Origin of the sequence: Mesopusillimonas faecipullorum, assembly GCF_020539505.1 — a bacterium.
In the GTDB taxonomy this organism is placed as follows: Bacteria; Pseudomonadota; Gammaproteobacteria; order Burkholderiales; family Burkholderiaceae_B; genus Mesopusillimonas; species Mesopusillimonas faecipullorum.
Map to the genome: position 1 here is coordinate 23,954 of NZ_JACDXW010000010.1, position 18,593 is coordinate 42,546.

General features: G+C 56.9%; 18 protein-coding genes. 16 read left to right on the forward strand and 2 right to left on the reverse strand.

From position 1 onward, the window contains the following. Window positions 1-42: 42 nt before the first annotated feature. Window positions 43-1,059: a cupin domain-containing protein gene (locus tag H0484_RS14135; RefSeq protein ID WP_226955285.1), complete on the reverse strand. Its 1,017-nt coding sequence runs from the start codon at window positions 1,057-1,059 to the stop codon at window positions 43-45. Beyond that, on the reverse strand, window positions 1,052-1,915 hold the full coding sequence (locus H0484_RS14140; protein ID WP_226955286.1) for a fumarylacetoacetate hydrolase family protein: 864 nt from the start codon (window positions 1,913-1,915) through the stop codon (window positions 1,052-1,054). The genes H0484_RS14135 and H0484_RS14140 overlap by 8 nt, the downstream gene beginning before the upstream one ends. A 183-nt stretch (window positions 1,916-2,098) precedes the next feature. Here H0484_RS14140 and H0484_RS14145 point away from each other — a divergent pair, with 183 nt between their 5' ends. From H0484_RS14145 to H0484_RS14220, 16 genes are all read left to right on the forward strand, one after another. Continuing rightward, the gene (locus H0484_RS14145; RefSeq protein WP_226955287.1) at window positions 2,099-3,328 is read left to right on the forward strand and encodes a citrate synthase; all 1,230 of its coding nucleotides are present in this window, start codon (window positions 2,099-2,101) and stop codon (window positions 3,326-3,328) included. Further along, window positions 3,315-3,866 (forward strand): cytochrome b, encoded by a 552-nt coding sequence (locus H0484_RS14150; RefSeq protein ID WP_226955288.1) that lies wholly within the window; start codon window positions 3,315-3,317, stop codon window positions 3,864-3,866. Before H0484_RS14145 ends, H0484_RS14150 begins: the two co-directional genes overlap by 14 nt. Before the next feature lie 83 nt (window positions 3,867-3,949). Continuing rightward, a complete protein-coding gene (locus tag H0484_RS14155; RefSeq protein WP_226955289.1) occupies window positions 3,950-4,528 on the forward strand; it encodes a YceI family protein in 579 nt (192 codons plus the stop codon). A 233-nt stretch (window positions 4,529-4,761) separates the two neighbouring features. Continuing rightward, complete coding sequence (locus H0484_RS14160; protein ID WP_226955290.1) at window positions 4,762-6,888, forward strand: hydantoinase/oxoprolinase family protein; 2,127 nt, start codon at window positions 4,762-4,764, stop codon at window positions 6,886-6,888. Between the two features lie 2 nt (window positions 6,889-6,890). Next, window positions 6,891-8,708, forward strand: coding sequence for a hydantoinase B/oxoprolinase family protein (locus H0484_RS14165; protein WP_226955291.1), 1,818 nt, complete (start codon window positions 6,891-6,893; stop codon window positions 8,706-8,708). Beyond that, entirely contained in the window at window positions 8,705-8,992 is a 288-nt protein-coding gene (locus H0484_RS14170) for a hypothetical protein (RefSeq protein ID WP_226955292.1), read from the forward strand. The genes H0484_RS14165 and H0484_RS14170 overlap by 4 nt, the downstream gene beginning before the upstream one ends. Before the next feature lie 36 nt (window positions 8,993-9,028). Then, on the forward strand, window positions 9,029-9,715 hold the full coding sequence (locus H0484_RS14175) for an isochorismatase family protein (protein ID WP_226955293.1): 687 nt from the start codon (window positions 9,029-9,031) through the stop codon (window positions 9,713-9,715). Between the two features lie 92 nt (window positions 9,716-9,807). After that, window positions 9,808-10,797 carry a BMP family protein gene (locus H0484_RS14180; RefSeq protein WP_226955294.1) on the forward strand — a complete coding sequence of 330 codons (990 nt, stop codon included), beginning with the start codon at window positions 9,808-9,810 and terminating at the stop codon, window positions 10,795-10,797. A gap of 15 nt (window positions 10,798-10,812) precedes the next feature. Continuing rightward, window positions 10,813-12,330 carry an ABC transporter ATP-binding protein gene (locus H0484_RS14185; RefSeq protein WP_226955295.1) on the forward strand — a complete coding sequence of 506 codons (1,518 nt, stop codon included), beginning with the start codon at window positions 10,813-10,815 and terminating at the stop codon, window positions 12,328-12,330. Beyond that, window positions 12,312-13,364, forward strand: coding sequence for an ABC transporter permease (locus tag H0484_RS14190; protein WP_226955296.1), 1,053 nt, complete (start codon window positions 12,312-12,314; stop codon window positions 13,362-13,364). The genes H0484_RS14185 and H0484_RS14190 overlap by 19 nt, the downstream gene beginning before the upstream one ends. Further along, complete coding sequence (locus H0484_RS14195; RefSeq protein ID WP_226955297.1) at window positions 13,364-14,299, forward strand: ABC transporter permease; 936 nt, start codon at window positions 13,364-13,366, stop codon at window positions 14,297-14,299. Before H0484_RS14190 ends, H0484_RS14195 begins: the two co-directional genes overlap by 1 nt. A gap of 58 nt (window positions 14,300-14,357) precedes the next feature. After that, window positions 14,358-14,816 (forward strand): MarR family winged helix-turn-helix transcriptional regulator, encoded by a 459-nt coding sequence (locus H0484_RS14200; RefSeq protein ID WP_226955298.1) that lies wholly within the window; start codon window positions 14,358-14,360, stop codon window positions 14,814-14,816. A 401-nt stretch (window positions 14,817-15,217) separates the two neighbouring features. Next, window positions 15,218-15,595, forward strand: coding sequence for a 30S ribosomal protein S12 (rpsL, locus tag H0484_RS14205; protein WP_226955299.1), 378 nt, complete (start codon window positions 15,218-15,220; stop codon window positions 15,593-15,595). A 206-nt stretch (window positions 15,596-15,801) separates the two neighbouring features. Then, window positions 15,802-16,272 (forward strand): 30S ribosomal protein S7, encoded by a 471-nt coding sequence (gene rpsG / locus H0484_RS14210; protein ID WP_226955300.1) that lies wholly within the window; start codon window positions 15,802-15,804, stop codon window positions 16,270-16,272. 15 nt (window positions 16,273-16,287) lie between these two features. Beyond that, window positions 16,288-18,390 carry an elongation factor G gene (gene fusA / locus H0484_RS14215; protein ID WP_226955301.1) on the forward strand — a complete coding sequence of 701 codons (2,103 nt, stop codon included), beginning with the start codon at window positions 16,288-16,290 and terminating at the stop codon, window positions 18,388-18,390. A 77-nt stretch (window positions 18,391-18,467) separates the two neighbouring features. Then, window positions 18,468-18,593: GTP-binding protein (locus tag H0484_RS14220; protein WP_255645315.1), on the forward strand; the 126-nt coding region annotated here is incomplete at its 3' end.

The following is an 18,593-nucleotide window of genomic DNA, read 5'->3' on the forward strand; positions in this document are numbered from 1 at the left end:
GTTCCTCTTAGAGGTGTTTTCTATGGGGGTTGGTGCCTGTGCTCAGGCTTCCCATTCGGTACGTAGATAGCCTATTTTCTGCAGCAAACCTTGATCTGACATTAAGAACAGTTGGGCATCGGGGCTGCTTGCGCGATGCGTGATCCATTTCCAGTGGGGCAGCGTAAAAACGTCGTTGGCTTGCCATGCCAGTTCGCTGTCGCCCACGGTGGAAACGCCCTGGCCGCTGACCACGACGACGATGGCGTTACTGGTTGAGCGGTAACTGCGGCTTTGCGCGTTTTGCTTAAGTGCCAAGGCGTAGCAGTCTAGGGTGGGGGTGACGGGGCCGCCGGTGTTTGGGTTGGTGTACCGCAACAAGCGTGAGCCGTCGGCGGCAGGGGCCAGACTGGCCAAGGCCGCGCGCACCGAGCCTGCATCGTAGCGATAACGAGGGGAGTATTGCTGGTAGGCCGGCGGCGGTGCTACGGGTGCCATACCCGCCTGTGCGATAGCGTCATCGAACTGTGCAGGGGTTTCGCCGGTAGGGCCGAACTGCAGGAATGCGGTGCCCAGCGCATGGACAAAAGGCACGTCCAGCCCGTCGAACCAGACCATAGGGCCGTCGCCGTCATGCTGATGCTCGTGCCAGCACCACGAGGGCGTGAGGATAAGATCGCCGGGTTCCATGGGGCAGTGTTTGCCGTCTACCCGAGTCACGGTGCCGGTGCCCTGCATGACCAGGCGCAATGCCGCCACGGTGTGGCGATGGGGCGGTGCATGGTCGCCGGGTTCCAGTATCTGCAGGCCGGCCTGCAGATTGGTGGTGGTGTACGGGTGAGGCGCAAAAGCGGGGTTAGCCAATAGCAGCACTCTGCGCTCTGCGTGCTCCATGGGCACCTCGCGGCGGGCGCGCTCGATAAGGGGCTGCATGGCTTGCCAGCCCCAGAGCATGGCCTCGTCGGGCGACTTGGGCTCGATGGTCAACATGCGCATATAGCGGTCCCACAGCGGTTGCGTGTGAGCTTGTGCCAGCGCATCGAGCAGCGGCAGATGGGGTGATGCAGAGGGGTTAGGCATAGCGGTCTGCCACTTGTATGGTGGCCGAGCCCACGCCTTGCACATAAGCCTGGATCTGGTCACCTGGCACGATGGGCCCTACCCCCGCCGGCGTGCCCGTCATGATGATGTCCCCCGGCAGCAAGGCATACATGCTGGATGCCCAGGCGATGAGTTCGGCCACGCCCATGACAAGGTGCTTGGTGCTGGAGGACTGACGGGGTTCGCCATTGACGTGAAGGCTGAGTTCGAGGTTGTCGGGTGAATCGAGTTCGTCGGCGGTGACCAGCCAGGGGCCCAAGACACTGTAGGTATCTATGGACTTGCGCCAGCACTGGAACTCCGGCCCGCGCAGGGTGATATCGAGGCCGATGGCGTAACCCGCCACGTATTGCAGGGCTTGATCAGCACTGACCTGATTGCAGTGTTTGCCGATGACGACGGCCAGCTCGCATTCGTGATCGTTACGGCGTTCACCGTGACGCAAGACGATGGGCTCGCCGAAACCTATGAGCGATGTGCTGGATTTGAGAAACAGGCCCCAGTCGTGAATGGTGGTGATTTTTCGGCCATGGGCGATGCCGTCGTCTTTGCGGCTTTCGTCTATGTGGTCGTTGTAGTTGATGGGGGCGCCGATGATTTTGCTGGGGTTGGCCACCGGTGTCAGCAGGCTTACGTCTTTCAGGGCCAGGCGGGGGGCGCTGCCCTGTAGCTGCTGCGCGGCTGAACGTACCTCGGGCAAGTGCGCGATGAGTAAATCGCCGGGCGGCACCGGGTAGCTTATTGGGGGGAGGGTATACAGCGCCGCGCTGACGTCTATGACTTCATCGCCCTCAACCACGCCTAAACGATGGTCATTGAAACGGCAGAGTTTCATTGTTTGACCCCTGCGGCGCTGGGCCGAAGCGTGTGCTGCGGTTTACGTACCATGCCCATTTTATGCGTCTCCGGTAATGATTTTTTATTGACTATACACTGTTGATATTTAATTGATCAAGTATATTGATTAGATTGATTGTTAGTGGTTAAATCGCTAAAAGAATATGAATAGAGAGCGTTGATGACCGATTACCTAACCGCCTCCGAAGCCATGGAACGCCTGGGCGTAAAGCAGCAAACGCTTTATGCCTATGTCAGTCGCCAGCTCATACGGCGCATCACGGCGCCAGGGGCCAAACGCTCGCTTTACTCGCGCGAAGACGTCGAAAAGCTGGCGGCGCGGCGGGCCAGCAATACGCCGGGGGCAGCGGCCATGCCGGCTTGGCAGGCCGATTCATCCAGCAGTCTTTCTACCGCCCTCACACAAATCACGCCCGAAGGCCCCATGTATCGGGGCCGTCTGTTTAGTGCCCTGGCGGCCTACCCAGGTCGTATCGAAAACGTCGCCGAACTCTTATGGACAGGCCTGTTGCTTGATGAGCCCCTGGCTTGGGAGCACGATGACATTCCCGCCAATATGGAAGGCGCCCTGGCTGCGCTGCAGCTGCCTCCGGGGCAGGTGCCGTTTCTGAGGGCAATGGCCACGGTGTCCATTGTGATGGGTGAGCCTGCCGGAAAAGAGTTGCGTTCTGGCAGCACGGCTGGGTTGGCGCGGCGTCTGGTGTGCGCCTATGCGGGGTGTCTGGGCATGTTGACGCCTCAAGCCGCATTCGTGCGCCCGCAGCAGGGGGAAACCGTCGCGCATATCGTATTGCGTGCCTTGAACCTTGCCGCGACGCCTGAACATCTGGCCGCCATTAATGCGGTGCTGATTACCTGCGCCGATCACGACCTCTCGTCGCCTACCTACGCAGCACGCGTGGTGGCCTCAACCGGGGCCGGCTTGCATGCGTGTCTGTTGGCCAGCATTGCCGGGCATTCCGGCCAGTATTTTGGCGGCAGCTGCGACCGTACCGAAGACCTATGGCTGGCGGCGCCCGAACCGGGGCAGGCCAGGGCGCAGATGGCCCCAGGCATTCAGCCAGGCACGCGGTTGCCGGGCTTTCAGCATCCCTTGTATGCCGCAGGTGATCCGCGTGCGCAGTTTTTATTAAGGCTGGCAGAACAGCTTGTCGGGCCACAAGCGCTGGAAGACATCTACCAAGTCATACGCGAAACCGAAACTGCCACGGGTCAGCGGCCGGCTCTGGAACTAGGCTTGGTGGCAGTGGCGCGCGCCTTGGGCTTGCCGCGCCGCGGTGCCAGCGCTTTATGGGCTGTGGGGCGCAGCGTAGGTTGGGTTGCCCATGTTATTGAACAACGATTGGCGGGGCAGATGATTCGGCCCCAGGGGCGCTATGATGGACGCTAAGCAACGCTATACGCTCACTGCCAGAACACTGCATTGGCTGATGGCCGTGATGCTTCTGGGCATGCTGGGCCTGGGTTTTTACATGCAGGGCCTACCGCTTTCGCCCCAGAAACTGCAAATCTATTCTTGGCACAAATGGGCGGGCATAACGGTGTTTCTATTGGCCGTTTTACGCTTGGCTTGGCGGGTAGCGCATCGCCCGCCCGCCTTGCCTTCCCACATGGGGCGGGCGGCGATTGCGCTGGCGCATCTGGCCCACGGCTTGTTGTACGCCCTGATGCTGATTATTCCCCTTAGCGGCTGGCTGATGAGTTCGGCCATGGGTTTTCAAACAGTTTGGTTTGGTGTGCTGCCCTTGCCCGATTTACTAGGTCGCGACCGAGAGCTCGCCCAACTGCTCGGGCAGGTTCATCTTGCTCTGAATTGGTCTTTGATTGTCTTGGTGGCGGGGCATGTGCTTGCGGTACTCAAACATCAATTTTGGGATCGCGATGGCATACTGGCGCGCATGACATTTTCATTCTCCCGCCCGCGTTAAAGCGGCGGGTTGAGTTATGGGTACGGCATTGGTTTTTTACCATCGGGCTGGTAGCGGCCCTAATTTCAATAACGGAGACGTCCATGTTCCCTTCGATTATGCGTTTTTCTCTGGCCACGGCGCTGACCGTAGGCATGTCTGCCGCTGTCGCGGCACCCGTCACCTACGAGTTGGATCCTTCGCACAGCTTTGCCGGTTTTTCTTACCCGCATATTGGTCTTAGCACCCAGCAGCAGCGGTTCAATGGGGCCAAAGGCACCATCGTGCTTGATACCGACGCCAAAACCGGTTCTGTAGACGTCACGGTAGATACCACTTCAATCACCACAGGGCACGATGGCTTTGATAAGCACATCCAAGGCCCAGAGTTTCTGGATACTGCAGCCCATCCCACGGCCACCTTCAAATCCAGCAAGGTCATTTTCGAAGGCGACAAACCCGTAGCCGCCGAAGGCGACCTGACCATCAAGGGCGTCACCAAACCTGTCACGCTGAAGCTGACCTCGTTTGCGTCCAAAGAGCACCCCATGGCTAAGAAACCGGCCATAGGCGCCAATGCCACGGCAGTCATCAAACGCTCGGAATTCAATGCTTCCAAGTTTGTTCCCGCAGTAAGCGACGATGTCACTTTGGTGTTGGTGGTAGAGGCTATCGCGCCCTGATTGGTCACACTTTTCGTAGACATGAACGGCCCCTTTCGGGGCCGTTTTTCATGAGAAGTAGCTGGAAAGCTTTGCGTGTACGACAGACGATTTTCTGGGGATTAGAAGGTCGGTTGTGAGTGACTAGTATTTACCCTTGTTAGTGTTCTCCATAGTACTTACCTGTAAATATAGCTGTTATAAAGGCTGTAAATATATCTGTAATTACAGATAAAAAAGGAGGCGAGACAAGCATGGATGTAGCACTGAAGCGCAAGTACATGATTGCCACCGACGTCGGCGGCACTTGTACGGATACGGTGGTTTTTGCAGAAGGAGAGCCCATACGCATAGGAAAGGCGTTATCTACACCGCCTGATTACGCGACAGGCATTCTGGATTCCATACGCTCGGCGGCGCAGGCCATGGGCGAAGAGCTCGACAGTCTTTTGGCGCAGACGTATCTCTTCGTGCATGGCTCAACGGTTGTCGACAACACCATCCTGACGAGAGATGGGGCCAAGGTTGGCTTGCTGACCACCGAAGGCTTTGAAGACACCATCCATGTCACTCGGGGTGCATATGGCCGTTGGGGTGGTTTGACCGAAGACCGCATCAAACACATCGTCAAGACAGAGCGCGCCGCACCATTGGTGGCGCCCGATCTGACATGTGGCGTGGGCGAACGAGTCGACTCTACCGGCGAGATCTTGCGAGAGCTTGAGCCAGCGAGCGTCGAAAGAGCCATACGCTATCTGGTGGAAGAGAAAGGCGCGCAAGCCATTGCCGTGTCGTTACTGTGGTCCTTTGCCAACTCGAAGAACGAACGTTTGATCAAAGAGGTTGCCCAGCGTGTGGCGCCGGGTGCCTACTGCACCTTGTCATCCGATATTGCGCCTATGCCCGGCGAGTATGAACGCACATCTACAGCAGTCATCAATGCCTATTGCGGCGAAATTACGCAAAGCTATTTGGCTGACTTGCAGAAAAAGCTCTCCGGCACGGCATATCGCGGCCAGACCATGGTCATGCAGGGCTACGGCGGTTTACTGCCGGCAGAAGAAGCTGGGGATCGCTCGGTGGGTATGTTGGAGTGTGGGCCTGCGGCGGGCGTGATAGGCAGTAGGTCTTTGGGGCAGTTGTTGGACCAGCCGGATATCATCGCGACGGATATGGGGGGGACGACTTTTAAAGTCAGCGTGATTCAAGATGGTGAAATCGAGTACGCGCGTGAACCTATGGTGGATCGCTTTCACTACTCGGCACCCAAAATCGAGGTGGTATCCATAGGTGCGGGCGGTGGCTCGATCATCAGCATAGATGAAGCGACGGGAGAGCCGCGGGTAGGTCCGCGTTCGGCAGGCTCGCGTCCCGGGCCTATCTGTTACGGTCTGGGTGGCACAGAGCCAACCTTGACCGACGTTTTCATGTTGATCGGCTATATGGACCCCAATACCTTCCTGGGGGGCAGTATCAAGTTGGATGTAGAGCCTGTACGCCGTATTTTCGAAGAGAAAATCGCCAAACCGTTGGGGATGAGCGTGACGCAAGCCGCGATAGGTATTTATCGCTTAGCTTCTGCTCAGATTACCGACCTTATCCGGGAAATTACCGTAGAACGTGGCTTAGATCCCCGAGATTTTGTTTTGCACTCCTTCGGCGGTTCTTGCGGCATGCTGTCCGCCATGTTCGGTGACGAGTTGGGTGTCCGCAAGGTCGTGATTCCGTATACCGCCTCGGTGAACTGCGCTTTTGGTTTGGTGTCAGCCGACATCGTGCACCAGTATTCTATTCCCCGGACATTGCCGGCCAGTGCGCCAGCAGCCGAGATCAACGCCATTTATGCGCCCCTGGTTGAGCAGGCGCGCGCCCAATTGCGCGAGGAGGGCTTTGCCGACGAGCAAATGCACTTTGAGTGGTCAGTAGACTTGCGTTATGCGCGGCAGGTACATGAGCTGACGACGCCGGTGCGGGCTGCTGTGCCGTTGACGGAAGAAGGTTTGACCCAATTGCTAAACGATTTCGAGGCGCTTTATGAGCGTAAGTTCGGCAAGGGCTCTGCCTACCGCGAAGCGGGTATAGAAATGAAGGTGTTTCGCTTAAAAGCGGCGGGTTTGCTCAAAAAGCCTGAGGTGCCAACAGTACCTACCGGGGGCAAGGACGCCAGTGCTGCCTTGATGGGTAAACGCGAGATCTTCGTCGAACAGGCCAATGGCCTGGCGCCAGCGGATATCTATGACTTCGAGAAGCTGTCGCCAGGTAATTGCTTCAGTGGGCCGGCGGTGGTGCATACCCCTATTACCACCATCGTGCTTCAGGCTGGGCAGCGGGCCAGTGTTGATGAGTACCGTAACGTCATCATCGAATTTGAGCGAGGTTAAGCATGGATCCGATCACTTATTCCATTATTCGTCACCGCTTGTTCCGTGTCGTCGAAGAAGCAGTCATCACGCTCAAGCATGTTTCGGGTACGGCTATTACCAATGAGGGTCATGACCTGATGGTGAGCCTGTACCGCGCGGACGGCTCACTGTTGATGGGTGGCGTCGGCTTTCTGCATCACCTGACGAGCGCAGCGGAAGCTTGCAAGGCTGTCATCCGCCGTTTCGAGGGGCAGATCGAAGAGGGTGATGTATTCATGCTGAATGACCCCTACACGGCGGCACTGCATACCTCGGATGTGTACATGCTTGCCCCCATTCATCATGCTGGCAAACTGATCGCCTGGAGTGCATGCTTTGTGCACGTGTCGGATATCGGTGCAATGAACCCGGGTGGCTTTGCGCCTGATGCAACGGACATCTATAGCGAAGGCTTCAGCAGCCCGGGCTTGAAGTTAATCAGCAAGGGGGAACTGCGCCAAGATGTATGGGACACCGTCTTGAACATGGTGCGCAGCCCGGAAATGGTGGCTTTGGACCTGCGCTCGCTGATTGCGTGCAATAACGTTGCCGGCCAACGCATGCTGGCGCTAGTGGATAAATATGGCGCAGAGGCGGTAGACCATGTGGGCCGTAGCCTGATAGAACAGTCAGAGCAATTGTTGCGCCAGCGCCTGCGTGAGTTACCGGATGGGCAATGGCAATCGCGCCAGTACATAGACGTCAAGGGCGAGACAGCCAAAGTGCTGCTGACCATGACCAAGCGTGACGACACTCTGACCTTCGACTTTACGGGCTCTAGTCCGCAATCGCGCTATAGCGTGAATTGCACCAAATGGGCGGCTTTGGGTGGTCTGTTCGCACCGCTGTTTCCGCTGCTGTGCTACGACATTACCTGGAACCAAGGAGCAGTCGCGCCGATCAAGATGATTGCGCCAGAAGGCAGTATCGTTAACTGCACGCGTCCGGCACCCGTGTCGGTGGCGACTGTGGGTGCGATTCAATCGGTGAACAACGCGGCGTGCTCGGCCATAGGAAAGATGCTGGCTGCCAGCGAAAAGTACAAAGAGGAAGCCACGGCGGTTTGGCATGCCAACCACTTTGCGGTGTTCATGTTTGGTTATACGCGAGAAGGGCGCTTGGCTATCGACACCCTGACCGAAACATTCGCCGGTGCCGGCGGAGCCAAGACCTATGGTGATGGGGTGGATATCGGGGGTGAAATGCCTAACCCGATTTCCCGCATGGCCAACGTGGAAACAGTAGAAGCGGCTTTCCCCATACGTTATTTGTTCCGACGTCGTATGCGCGACTCTGGCGGAGCCGGGCGGTATCGTGGCGGTTTGGGAGGGGAAATCGCCATTGTGCCGCATGGCAGCCCTGACGGCGGTATTAACTTTGTGCTGTCCGGCAAGGGTTCCAAATTCCCCATGAGCGACGGTCTGGCGGGCGGTAGCTCGGGTGCGGCCAATGATTATGTGCTGTTCCGTGGGTCTGACGACGAGGCGGTGCCATTGCGTATGGAAACGGATGCGGCGACTTTGTCGGGTAAGGCGGAGCCCATCAGTTGGGGGGTCTTCCCTTTAGGTAGCAATGACGCTTTTTATTTGCGCTGGAATGGCGGGGGCGGCGTAGGCGACCCCTTGCTTAGGCCTTTCTCCGACGTAGAGGCGGATGTCATTACGCAGACGGTGTCAGAAGAGGCCGCAACCGCTTTGTATGGTGCAGTGTTTCTGAATGGGCAGCTCGACGAGGCGGCAAGCCAGGCGTTGCGGGCGCAACTTAAAGCCAAGCGGCTAAACGCAGGAGCTCAGGCATGACGACTAGAATATCCCCCACCTTGGTGCGCCTTGACGCCGGTAGCGACAGAGGTATTTGCTGCGCCGCTTGCGGTCATGTCCTGAGCCCAGCTGATAGCGCTGGGCACTGGAAGGACAACGCTGTCTTACAGACGGCGTCTGTAGCGCAGCTACCTGGCTGGTCAGCTGCCGTTCATCCCGATCTCGTATTGCGCCAGTTTGTCTGCAATGGTTGCGGGCATTTGCTGGATAGCGAGATTGCTCTGAAAGAGGATCCTTTTCTTTACGATAGCGTGAGCGGCTGAGTCCGTTCGCCTATCACTTATTTATTGGTGAAGGCTATGCACGATATACAGATCCGACAAGAAATCCGCGACCGTCTGATGGCGAGACGCGGTCGTATCAACTTCTACGAGCAAATCGATCCGAAACGAACGGCGTTGGTGATTATCGATATGCAAAACACCTTCTGCGCACCGGGGTCGCCGGCCGAGGTGCCGAGCTCAAGGGGCATCGTGCCCAATATCAATGAATTGACGACCGAGTTGCGCAAAGACGGCGTGCCAGTCATCTGGGTATTGCACGCGAACACGCAGCACAAGGGATGTAGTGACTGGGAGTTGTTCTACAACCATGTGGTGGCCGGAGAGGTACGCACACGAACCTTGGAAAGCAATTCGCCGCAGAATCAAGCCGTTTACACGGAATTGGTGGTGGCGGACGACGACATCACGGTCATCAAGAACCGCTATAGCGCTTTGACAGCGGGCTCTTCTTCGCTTGAGCGCGTCCTACGCAGCATGGGCATAGATACGGTGCTAATCGCAGGCACCAAAACCAATGTCTGCTGCGAATCTACAGCACGCGACGCCATGATGATGGATTTCAAGGTGACGCTCTTGTCTGATTGCTGCGGTGCTTTGTCGGACGAAGAGCATCGTTCGGCGATGGAAAACATCATCCAGCAGTTTGGCAACGTGCTGACTCGTCACGAAGCCCTGCAAATGATGCGCAGTTTTAAGCCTTAGTAGTCGTTTGAAGTCGGCATGCGCGCTTGTATGCGAGCGTGCCGATCAGCAGCGCAACGCAGCATCACTATAAAACCCCTCAGGAGACAAATATGCTACGCCGATTGCTTTGCACTCTTTTCCTGGCTATTTTGCCGTTTACGGTATCTGCACAGGGTAAAGGCCCTTTAAAGGTGGCGTTGATCCTGCCCGGTTCCGTAACGGACGGCACGTTCAATAGCGCTGCTGCCGATGGCATCAAGAAGGCCAAAGAAAAATATCCCGATCTTCAAGTTTCGGTACGCGAAAATACGGGGGTGGCGGAAGCCCAAGAGGCGCTGTCCTCTTATGCCCGCGATGGTTATGACGTCGTCATCGCTCATGGCTTCCAGTTTGCCGATTCTGCCAAGCGTATACATAAACGCTTTCCAAAAACATGGTTCATCGTTAATACCGCCAAAGTTGCGGCAGCGCCCAACCTGGCCTCCTTCGACAACCGCTGGGGTGATGCTGGATATATGGCCGGTGCGCTGGCTGCCTTGGTCAGCAAGTCAGACAAGATCGCCAACGTGCCTGCTATTCCTGTGCCCACCATTCAGGAATACGACGAAGGCTTCAAGCGTGGCAGTAAGCGTATCAATCCTGATATCCAAGTGCTTTCTGCCTATGTCGGTTCGTTCTCCGACATCGCCAAAGCCAAAGAAATCACCTCCAGCATGATAGACAGCGGGGCGGATGTGGTGTCGGGTATAGGCAACGAGAACGTGTTGGGCACTTTGCAGGCCGCTAAAGAGAAGGGGGTGCTGATGATTGGTACGGCCTTCGACTCGGCGGCCTTAGCGCCGGACACCATCGTTAGCACGGCCCTGATCAACTTCGATGTGAATATCGATATGGCCATCAGCAAAGTGATGGACGGCACCATAGAGCCCAGGAACTATTTGTTGGGCTTGAATGACAATGGCATTGGCCTGGCACCGTTGCGCAACTTCGAAAGCAAGCTGTCCAGCGAGGACAAAGCAGCTATCAAGGCCATAGAAGATGGCATACGAGCGGGCACGATAGATGATCTGCCCGAAATCAAGGAAAAAACCTCTCCCTGAGACGCGGAGCTGACGATGGCTGATATTCCGCTCCTGCGGCTGGAAGGCATCACCAAGCGTTACGGCAGTCTCATTGCAAACGATGGCGTCAGCCTGACGCTGGATGCGGGTGAGGTGATGGGTATTCTTGGTGAGAACGGCGCGGGGAAATCCACGCTAATGAACGTGATCTCGGGCCTGATTCGGCCAGATGGCGGCACGATGCAGTTGAACGGCCAAGCGCTTGTCCTCTCGTCCCCTCGAGAGGCGGCTGAAGCCGGCATAGGCATGGTGCACCAGCACTTCAAGTTGGTAGGGGCCTTGACGGTTGCCGAAAATCTGGCGTTGGGCGACCCCCGTTGGGGGCGGCGTATGCTGCTGGGTTTCGGTGGATTGAGAGCCGAAATTGGTGTGCTGGCCAAAAGCCTGGGCGTGGATGTGGATTTCGATGTCCGCGTCGATAGGTTGACGGTAGGTCAGCAGCAGCGGGTCGAGATCATGAAGGTACTGTCGCGCAAACCGCGTCTGTTGATTCTGGATGAGCCCACTGCTGTTTTGTCCCAAGAAGAGCGGCCTGCGCTGTTTCGCATGGTGGCGGGGCTTGCGGCTCAGGGCACGGCAGTCATCATCATCAGCCACAAGCTCGAGGACATCCTTGAAAGCTGTCGCCGGGTGGTCGTGATGCGCCATGGCAAAGTGGTTAATAACTCTGACGTAAGAGGCAAAAGCCGGGAGGATCTCATCCGTTTGCTGGTGGGAGACGAGATGCCGGTTTTGGCCGAGAAGAGCGGTGCGGTACAGTCGGGGCAGAGCTTGCTCAAGACGGCGGGGCTGACAATCAAGCGTCCCAATGGCACGGTTGCCTTGCATGAGGCCACCTTCGAGGTGCGTCGCGGCGAAATCCTGGCCTTGTGCGGGGTGGAAGGTAATGGTCAATCCGAGTTGGTGCGTGCTGTTACCGGCTTGCTTAAGCCCGACGCTGGGCGGCTGGACTACTGGTTCGGAGAAGGGGGCGACTATTTGGACGCTGCTGCGCTGCGTCGCCAAGGCGTTTGCCATATCCCTGAAGATCGGCTCAAAGACGGTGTCTTGCCCGATGCGTCGCTGGGAGACAACTTTCTGCTTACGCATTTGGGGTGTGCGCAGTTTAATCGTCTAGGTTGGTTGCGACCCAAACAGGTCGAAACGGCTGTAGAAGAGGCAGTGCGAGACTACGCGATAAAAACACCAAGTTTACAGGCGGCAATGTCACAGCTGTCGGGAGGGAATCAGCAAAAACTGGTGTTGGCGCGAGAGTTGGCCAGTCACCCTAGTCTGATCGTCGCAGCCCATCCTACGCGGGGCTTGGACGTTAAAACTATCGCCTTTATTAATAATCAGCTGCTAGAGCGGCGTGCGACCGGAGCCGGGGTGCTGCTGGCCTCAGCCGACTTGGCTGAGGTGTGGCCAATCGCTGACCGCATCATGGTGCTGTCAGCCGGTCGTTTGCACGGTCCTGTGGCGGTTTCAGAAACGACTCTTCAGGAAGTAGGCAGGTGGATGACTCAAAGATGAAGGGTGCCAACACCAAGAGGCCCAGAGCGTTATGGTGGGCGGCTTCGCTGATTACCCTGGTGACGGCTTTGATACCCGCAGTGTTCATTATGGCTGCCGGCAAAAATCCTCTTGCCGCATACGCAGCACTACTGAGCTATACCTTGGGCACCTCTAACGGCTTTTACGAGGTGCTAACGCAATGCATACCGTTGACGCTGGTAGGTTTGGGCGTCGCCGTTGCTTTCCGGGCTGGGGTGTTCAATATCGGTGGCGATGGACAGTTTCTGATGGGGGCGATGATAGCGTTTGCCTGTGTGCCATTGTTTGCTGATTTACCCGCGCCGCTGGGACTGGTGCTTTATCTGCTAACAGGGTTTGTCGGCGGCGGCCTATTGGGGGTGCTGGTAGGGTGGCTGCTTGTGCGCTTCAAAGCAAGCGAGATCATTTCTACCATTGTGCTGAACTTCATGGTGTTGCAGTTACTAAGTTGGGCGATACGCGGTCCATTACAAGAGCCCGCGCGCCTGATGCCATGGAGCGATTACCTGCCCGAGACGTTGCTGCTGCCTAATTTGATTGAGGGTTCGCGAGTGCATTACGGTTTGGTAGTAGCTGTGCTTGCGGTGGTGGTTTTGTACATTCTGATCAAGAAGACAGCATTTGGCTTTCGTCTGACGGCGGTAGGCTGCAATCCTCTCGCTGCACGTTATGCCGGCTTGCGGGAAAAGCGTGTCGTGGTGTGGGCCATGTTTATCAGTGCTGGCCTGGCCGGCTTGGCGGGCAGCGTACAGGTGGCGGGAATACATGAACGCCTGCAGGACAATTTTTCTTCGGGCTATGGGCAAGCGGCTATCGCTATCGCTTTGATGGCCCGCCTTTCGCCCTTGTGGGTGCCGCCTATGGCGGTGTTGTTTGCCATTTTTTATGTGGGTGCCGGAGTCTTGCAGCGCGAGGCTAGCATTCCGTTTCCTATCGTTTACATCATCGAGGGCGTAGTGATGATGGGCTTTCTTTGCTTTGATTCGATCTCCAAAAAGAAGGGAGCGTCCTGATGGAGTTGATGATTGCAGGTCTTGTGGCGGCGGGCATTAGACTGAGCATATCCATCGTCTTTGCCGCCTTGGGCGAGACGGTGAGCCAGCGTGCCGGCGTGATGAATGTCGGACTGGAAGGCATCATGCTGTTCAGCGCCTTTCTGGCGGCAGCCGGCGCTGTATATACCGGTTCCCCTTGGGGCGGGACGATACTGGCCATTGCGGGCGGCGTGGTTTTGGCGGCGCTGCACGGCTGGGTCTCCATATACTTATGCGCCAATCAGATCGTTTCTGGGCTGGCGCTGGTTTTTCTTGGGGCGGGTCTGTCGGGTGTTGGTTACCGACTCACTATAGGGGGAGGCGGGCCGGTCTCGATCCCATCGTTCGCCGCCGTCGATTTTGGACCACTGCGTGAGATCCCTTTTATAGGCCAGGTTCTTTTCAGCCATACCCTGCTGGTTTATGTGGCGATCGTACTGGCTGTCGTTCTGTACTTCGGTCTGTCGCGTACGGGCTGGGGGCTAGAACTACGCGCTGCTGGCGAGAACCCCCAAGCAGCCGATGCGGCGGGGGTGAGCGTCAATCGTTATCGCCTCATGGCAGTCCTGTTTGGCGGGGCGATGGCGGGATTGGGGGGCGCTTTTCTCGTGCTGGCGCAGGTGAATGCCTTCGTCGAAGGGATGGTGGCTGGCAGGGGGTTCATCGCCATCGCCTGTGTGGTGTTTGGGGGCTGGAATCCGTTGGGTGTATTGGTGGCGTGTCTGGGTTTTGGTTTGGCGGACGCTTTGCAGATACGACTACAGACTTGGTATCCAGGCGTTCCTTACCAGTTTTTTGTGATGATGCCGTATGGGCTTGCGTTGGTGGCCCTGGTAATATTCGCCAGACGCTCGGCCGCTCCAGCCGCCTTGGGTTTGCCGTTCAGGTCTTTACGTGCAGGCCGAAGCGCTTAGTGAATCGCTGCCGTGGCAACGATATCCGTAGCCGCGAGCGCAACTTGTTTGATCCCGTATGTCGACTCCAGACCTCAAGCCGCCCCAGTTGGGCCTAGACCAAAATATCGCGTTCCAGATGGCTTCTATCATCTTCCGTATGGAACAGGACCTGCGCAACTTTACCTTGCGTAAACTGGACATCACCTACATCCATTTCCGGGTGTTGCAGTATCTGCACGATGAGGATGGCAAGAATATTACGGAAATTGCGCGTGCTACGGCCGTCAGGCCTGCTGTGCTAAGTCGCGTCGTCAGCCAGATGGAGGAGCGCGCCTTGGCGGTGCGCAAGAGCGACCCGCAGGACAATCGCTCCACCCGGGTTTATCTGACGAAACTAGGACGCACGAAATACGCGCAAGCTTGGCCCGATGCGCATAAAATTATTCAGAACGCGCTTGAAGTGCTTGATCAACAAGAACGTACCGCCTTGGGCGTATCCCTGAAAAAAGTGGCAGAACATGTATGTCGTGTTTAAGGACGTCTAGAGCACTTGCTTACTGCACGACTTATGTAGTGCTTGTCTAGTAAAAAGTGCCTGTGCTTGCGCATTTTGTGTTATGATGGCGAGCTGACCGAAAACTTGTTTTCCTGCTTGCGTGTTTATGCGGCGGGTTAGCCAAGCAAACGGCCAGGAAGCGCGCCGGGTTAGTCGGTTAGCGCGCAAGTTTCAGTAAAAGCCGCTCTTTAACGCAACATCTTTGGTTAATGGGCGGTTTTTGCGCAAAAAACCGCCTAAGTTGTTTTTGGGTGCGGGGTTTAACGGCCCAACTTAGGTTGAGTCGCTTAGCTTGGCATTCAAAGTCACGCGAAAGGCGATCATTCAGTGCATGCCTTGCTTTTTGTAGGTGCGTGCAGCTCAAAGGATGCGTTAAGGACATGCCAACCATTAGTCAACTCGTGCGCAAGCCGCGCGAAGTCAGCCACATCAGCAGCAAGAGCCCCGCGCTCGAAAACTGCCCGCAGCGCCGCGGCGTTTGCACCCGTGTGTACACCACCACCCCCAAGAAGCCTAACTCCGCTCTGCGTAAGGTTGCCAAAGTGCGCCTGACCAACGGCTTCGAAGTCATCTCCTACATCGGCGGTGAAGGCCACAACCTGCAAGAGCACTCGGTTGTGCTGGTGCGCGGCGGTCGGGTCAAGGATCTTCCCGGTGTGCGTTACCACATTGTTCGTGGTTCGCTCGACTTGCAAGGCGTGAAAGACCGCAAGCAATCGCGCTCCAAATACGGTGCCAAGCGCCCCAAGAAGGCCTAATCGCCTTTTTGCAGTAACTGCTGTAACCCTTAAGTCGTACATCTGTAGTACACATATGCTTCATTCGGTCCCGTCTGTTCGGGGCAGGGTGTCATGTGCAGCCCAGCATAAAATCAATGCGGGCACGTAAGGGGCTCCCTCGTTAGGGGGTCATGGTCGCGCCAAAATGGTGCGATTCAACTGAACTGTCACAAGGAAGTGTCAAAATGCCGCGTCGTCGCGAAGTACCAAAACGTGAAATCCTGCCCGATCCCAAGTTCGGCAGCGTTGAATTGGCCAAGTTCATGAACATCCTCATGCTGTCTGGTAAGAAGGCTGTCGCCGAGCGTATCGTCTATGGCGCCCTCGACCAGATCCAGAGCAAGACGGGCAAAGAGCCCATCGAAGTGTTCAACACCGCCATCAACAACATCAAGCCCGTCGTCGAAGTCAAGAGCCGCCGCGTCGGTGGCGCTAACTACCAAGTGCCGGTTGAAGTGCGCCCTGTGCGCCGCCTGGCATTGGCGATGCGCTGGCTGCGCGAAGCCGCCAAAAAGCGCGGCGAAAAGTCCATGGATCTGCGCCTGGCTGGCGAGCTCCTGGACGCGGCGGAAGGCCGTGGCGGCGCGATGAAGAAACGCGAAGACACGCACAAAATGGCCGAAGCCAACAAGGCCTTCAGCCATTTCCGTTGGTAATCTAAGGACTCAATCATGGCCCGCAAAACCCCAATCGAGCGCTACCGCAATATCGGTATTTCCGCCCACATCGACGCTGGAAAAACCACGACGACCGAGCGCATCCTGTTCTACACCGGTGTCAACCACAAGCTGGGCGAAACCCACGAAGGCTCCGCCACCATGGACTGGATGGAGCAGGAGCAGGAACGCGGTATCACGATTACGTCGGCGGCCACCACTGCTTTCTGGCGTGGCATGGCGGGCGACCGTCCCGAGCACCGCATCAACATCATCGACACCCCGGGCCACGTTGACTTCACCATTGAAGTCGAACGCTCGATGCGCGTGCTCGACGGTGCTTGCATGGTGTATTGCGCCGTGGGCGGTGTTCAGCCCCAGTCCGAAACCGTGTGGCGTCAGGCCAACAAGTATGGCGTGCCCCGTTTGGCGTTCATCAACAAGATGGACCGCACCGGCGCCAACTTCTTCAAGGTCTACGAGCAGCTCAAGGTGCGCCTGAAGGCTAACCCTGTGCCTATCGTCATCCCCATCGGCGCTGAAGACACCTTCAAGGGTGTGGTCGACCTGATCAAGATGAAAGCCATCATCTGGGACGAAGCTTCGAACGGCACCAAGTTCGACTACGAAGATATCCCCGCTGATCTGGCTGACGACGCTGTCGAGTGGCGCGAAAAGCTGGTCGAGTCGGCTGCTGAAGCCAACGAAGACCTGATGAACAAGTACCTGGAAACAGGCGAGCTGACTGAAGCCGAAATCAACAATGGTCTGCGTCTGCGTACTATCGCCGGCGAAATCCAGCCCATGTTGTGCGGCACGGCTTTCAAGAACAAGGGTGTTCAGCGCATGCTTGACGCCGTTCTCGACTACCTGCCTTCGCCGGTCGATATTCCTCCTGTCGAAGGGACCGACGATGACGGCAACGTGATCAGCTTACCTGCTGACGACAACGCCAAGTTCTCGGCGCTGGCATTCAAGCTGATGAGCGACCCCTTCGTTGGTCAGTTGACCTTCGTGCGCGTGTACTCGGGCGTTCTGCACTCTGGCGAGACGGTTTATAACCCTATCAAGAGCAAGAAAGAACGTATCGGTCGTATCTTGCAGATGCACGCCAACAACCGTGCAGAAATCAAAGAAGTTCTGGCAGGCGACATCGCCGCAGTGGTTGGTCTGAAAGACGTCACCACGGGTGAAACCCTGTGCGACATAGGTCAGCACATCCTGCTCGAGCGCATGGAGTTCCCCGAGCCCGTGATTTCGCAGGCTGTCGAACCCAAGACCAAGACCGACCAAGAGAAAATGGGCGTGGCCTTGTCGCGTCTGGCTCAGGAAGATCCTTCTTTCCGCGTCAGCAGCGACGAAGAATCCGGCCAAACCATTATTTCCGGTATGGGCGAGCTTCACCTTGAAGTGCTGGTCGACCGCATGCGTCGTGAATTCGGCGTTGAAGCCAACGTTGGCAAGCCTCAAGTGGCTTACCGCGAAACCGTTCGCAAGACGGTCGAAGACGTCGAAGGCAAGTTCGTCAAGCAGTCCGGTGGTCGTGGTCAATATGGTCACGCAGTCATCAAACTCGAGCCCCTGCCTCCTGGCGGTGGTTACGAGTTCGTCGACGCCATCAAGGGCGGCGTGGTGCCTCGCGAGTACATCCCCGCAGTGGACAAGGGTATTCAAGACACGCTGCCTTCGGGTATCGTGGCCGGCTACCCCGTGGTCGACGTCAAGGTTACGCTAACCTTCGGCTCCTACCACGATGTGGACTCCAACGAAAACGCCTTCCGTATGGCTGGTTCGATGGCTTTCAAAGACGCTATGCGCAAGGCCAGCCCCGTGCTGCTCGAGCCCATGATGGCTGTCGAAGTTGAAACGCCTGAAGATTACGCCGGTACGGTCATGGGCGACTTGTCGTCCCGCCGCGGTATGGTGCAAGGTATGGACGACATCCCTGGCGGCGGCAAGATCATCAAAGCCGAAGTGCCGCTGGCTGAGATGTTCGGTTATTCGACCAGCCTGCGTTCGCAGACCCAAGGTCGGGCAACCTACACGATGGAGTTCAAGCACTACGCTGAGGCTCCCAAGAACGTGGCTGATGAAGTCATCAGCACGCGCGGTAAATAATAAACTGGGTTCCGTCCAGCCCTAGTGGCTGGCGGAATGCTTATCTGTATTCTTGAACTAATTGATGGAATTGAGTCATGGCAAAAGAGAAGTTTGAGCGGACGAAACCGCACGTAAACGTAGGCACGATTGGCCACGTTGACCACGGCAAAACGACGCTGACGGCAGCGATCTGCACGGTGTTGTCCAAGGAATTTGGCGGC

Bases quoted from the DNA above. Each gene is read 5' to 3' on its own strand.
- H0484_RS14165 (WP_226955291.1), top strand. From the start codon at position 6,891: ATGGATCCGATCACTTATTCCATTATTCGTCACCGCTTGTTCCGTGTC.
- H0484_RS14195 (WP_226955297.1), top strand. From the start codon at position 13,364: ATGGAGTTGATGATTGCAGGTCTTGTGGCGGCGGGCATTAGACTGAGC.
- H0484_RS14175 (WP_226955293.1), top strand. From the start codon at position 9,029: ATGCACGATATACAGATCCGACAAGAAATCCGCGACCGTCTGATGGCG.
- H0484_RS14180 (WP_226955294.1), top strand. From the start codon at position 9,808: ATGCTACGCCGATTGCTTTGCACTCTTTTCCTGGCTATTTTGCCGTTT.
- H0484_RS14160 (WP_226955290.1), top strand. From the start codon at position 4,762: ATGGATGTAGCACTGAAGCGCAAGTACATGATTGCCACCGACGTCGGC.
- H0484_RS14135 (WP_226955285.1), bottom strand. From the start codon at position 1,059: ATGCCTAACCCCTCTGCATCACCCCATCTGCCGCTGCTCGATGCGCTG.
- H0484_RS14140 (WP_226955286.1), bottom strand. From the start codon at position 1,915: ATGAAACTCTGCCGTTTCAATGACCATCGTTTAGGCGTGGTTGAGGGC.
- H0484_RS14185 (WP_226955295.1), top strand. From the start codon at position 10,813: ATGGCTGATATTCCGCTCCTGCGGCTGGAAGGCATCACCAAGCGTTAC.
- fusA (WP_226955301.1), top strand. From the start codon at position 16,288: ATGGCCCGCAAAACCCCAATCGAGCGCTACCGCAATATCGGTATTTCC.
- H0484_RS14150 (WP_226955288.1), top strand. From the start codon at position 3,315: ATGATGGACGCTAAGCAACGCTATACGCTCACTGCCAGAACACTGCAT.
- rpsL (WP_226955299.1), top strand. From the start codon at position 15,218: ATGCCAACCATTAGTCAACTCGTGCGCAAGCCGCGCGAAGTCAGCCAC.
- H0484_RS14155 (WP_226955289.1), top strand. From the start codon at position 3,950: ATGTTCCCTTCGATTATGCGTTTTTCTCTGGCCACGGCGCTGACCGTA.
- rpsG (WP_226955300.1), top strand. From the start codon at position 15,802: ATGCCGCGTCGTCGCGAAGTACCAAAACGTGAAATCCTGCCCGATCCC.
- H0484_RS14145 (WP_226955287.1), top strand. From the start codon at position 2,099: ATGACCGATTACCTAACCGCCTCCGAAGCCATGGAACGCCTGGGCGTA.
- H0484_RS14170 (WP_226955292.1), top strand. From the start codon at position 8,705: ATGACGACTAGAATATCCCCCACCTTGGTGCGCCTTGACGCCGGTAGC.
- H0484_RS14200 (WP_226955298.1), top strand. From the start codon at position 14,358: ATGTCGACTCCAGACCTCAAGCCGCCCCAGTTGGGCCTAGACCAAAAT.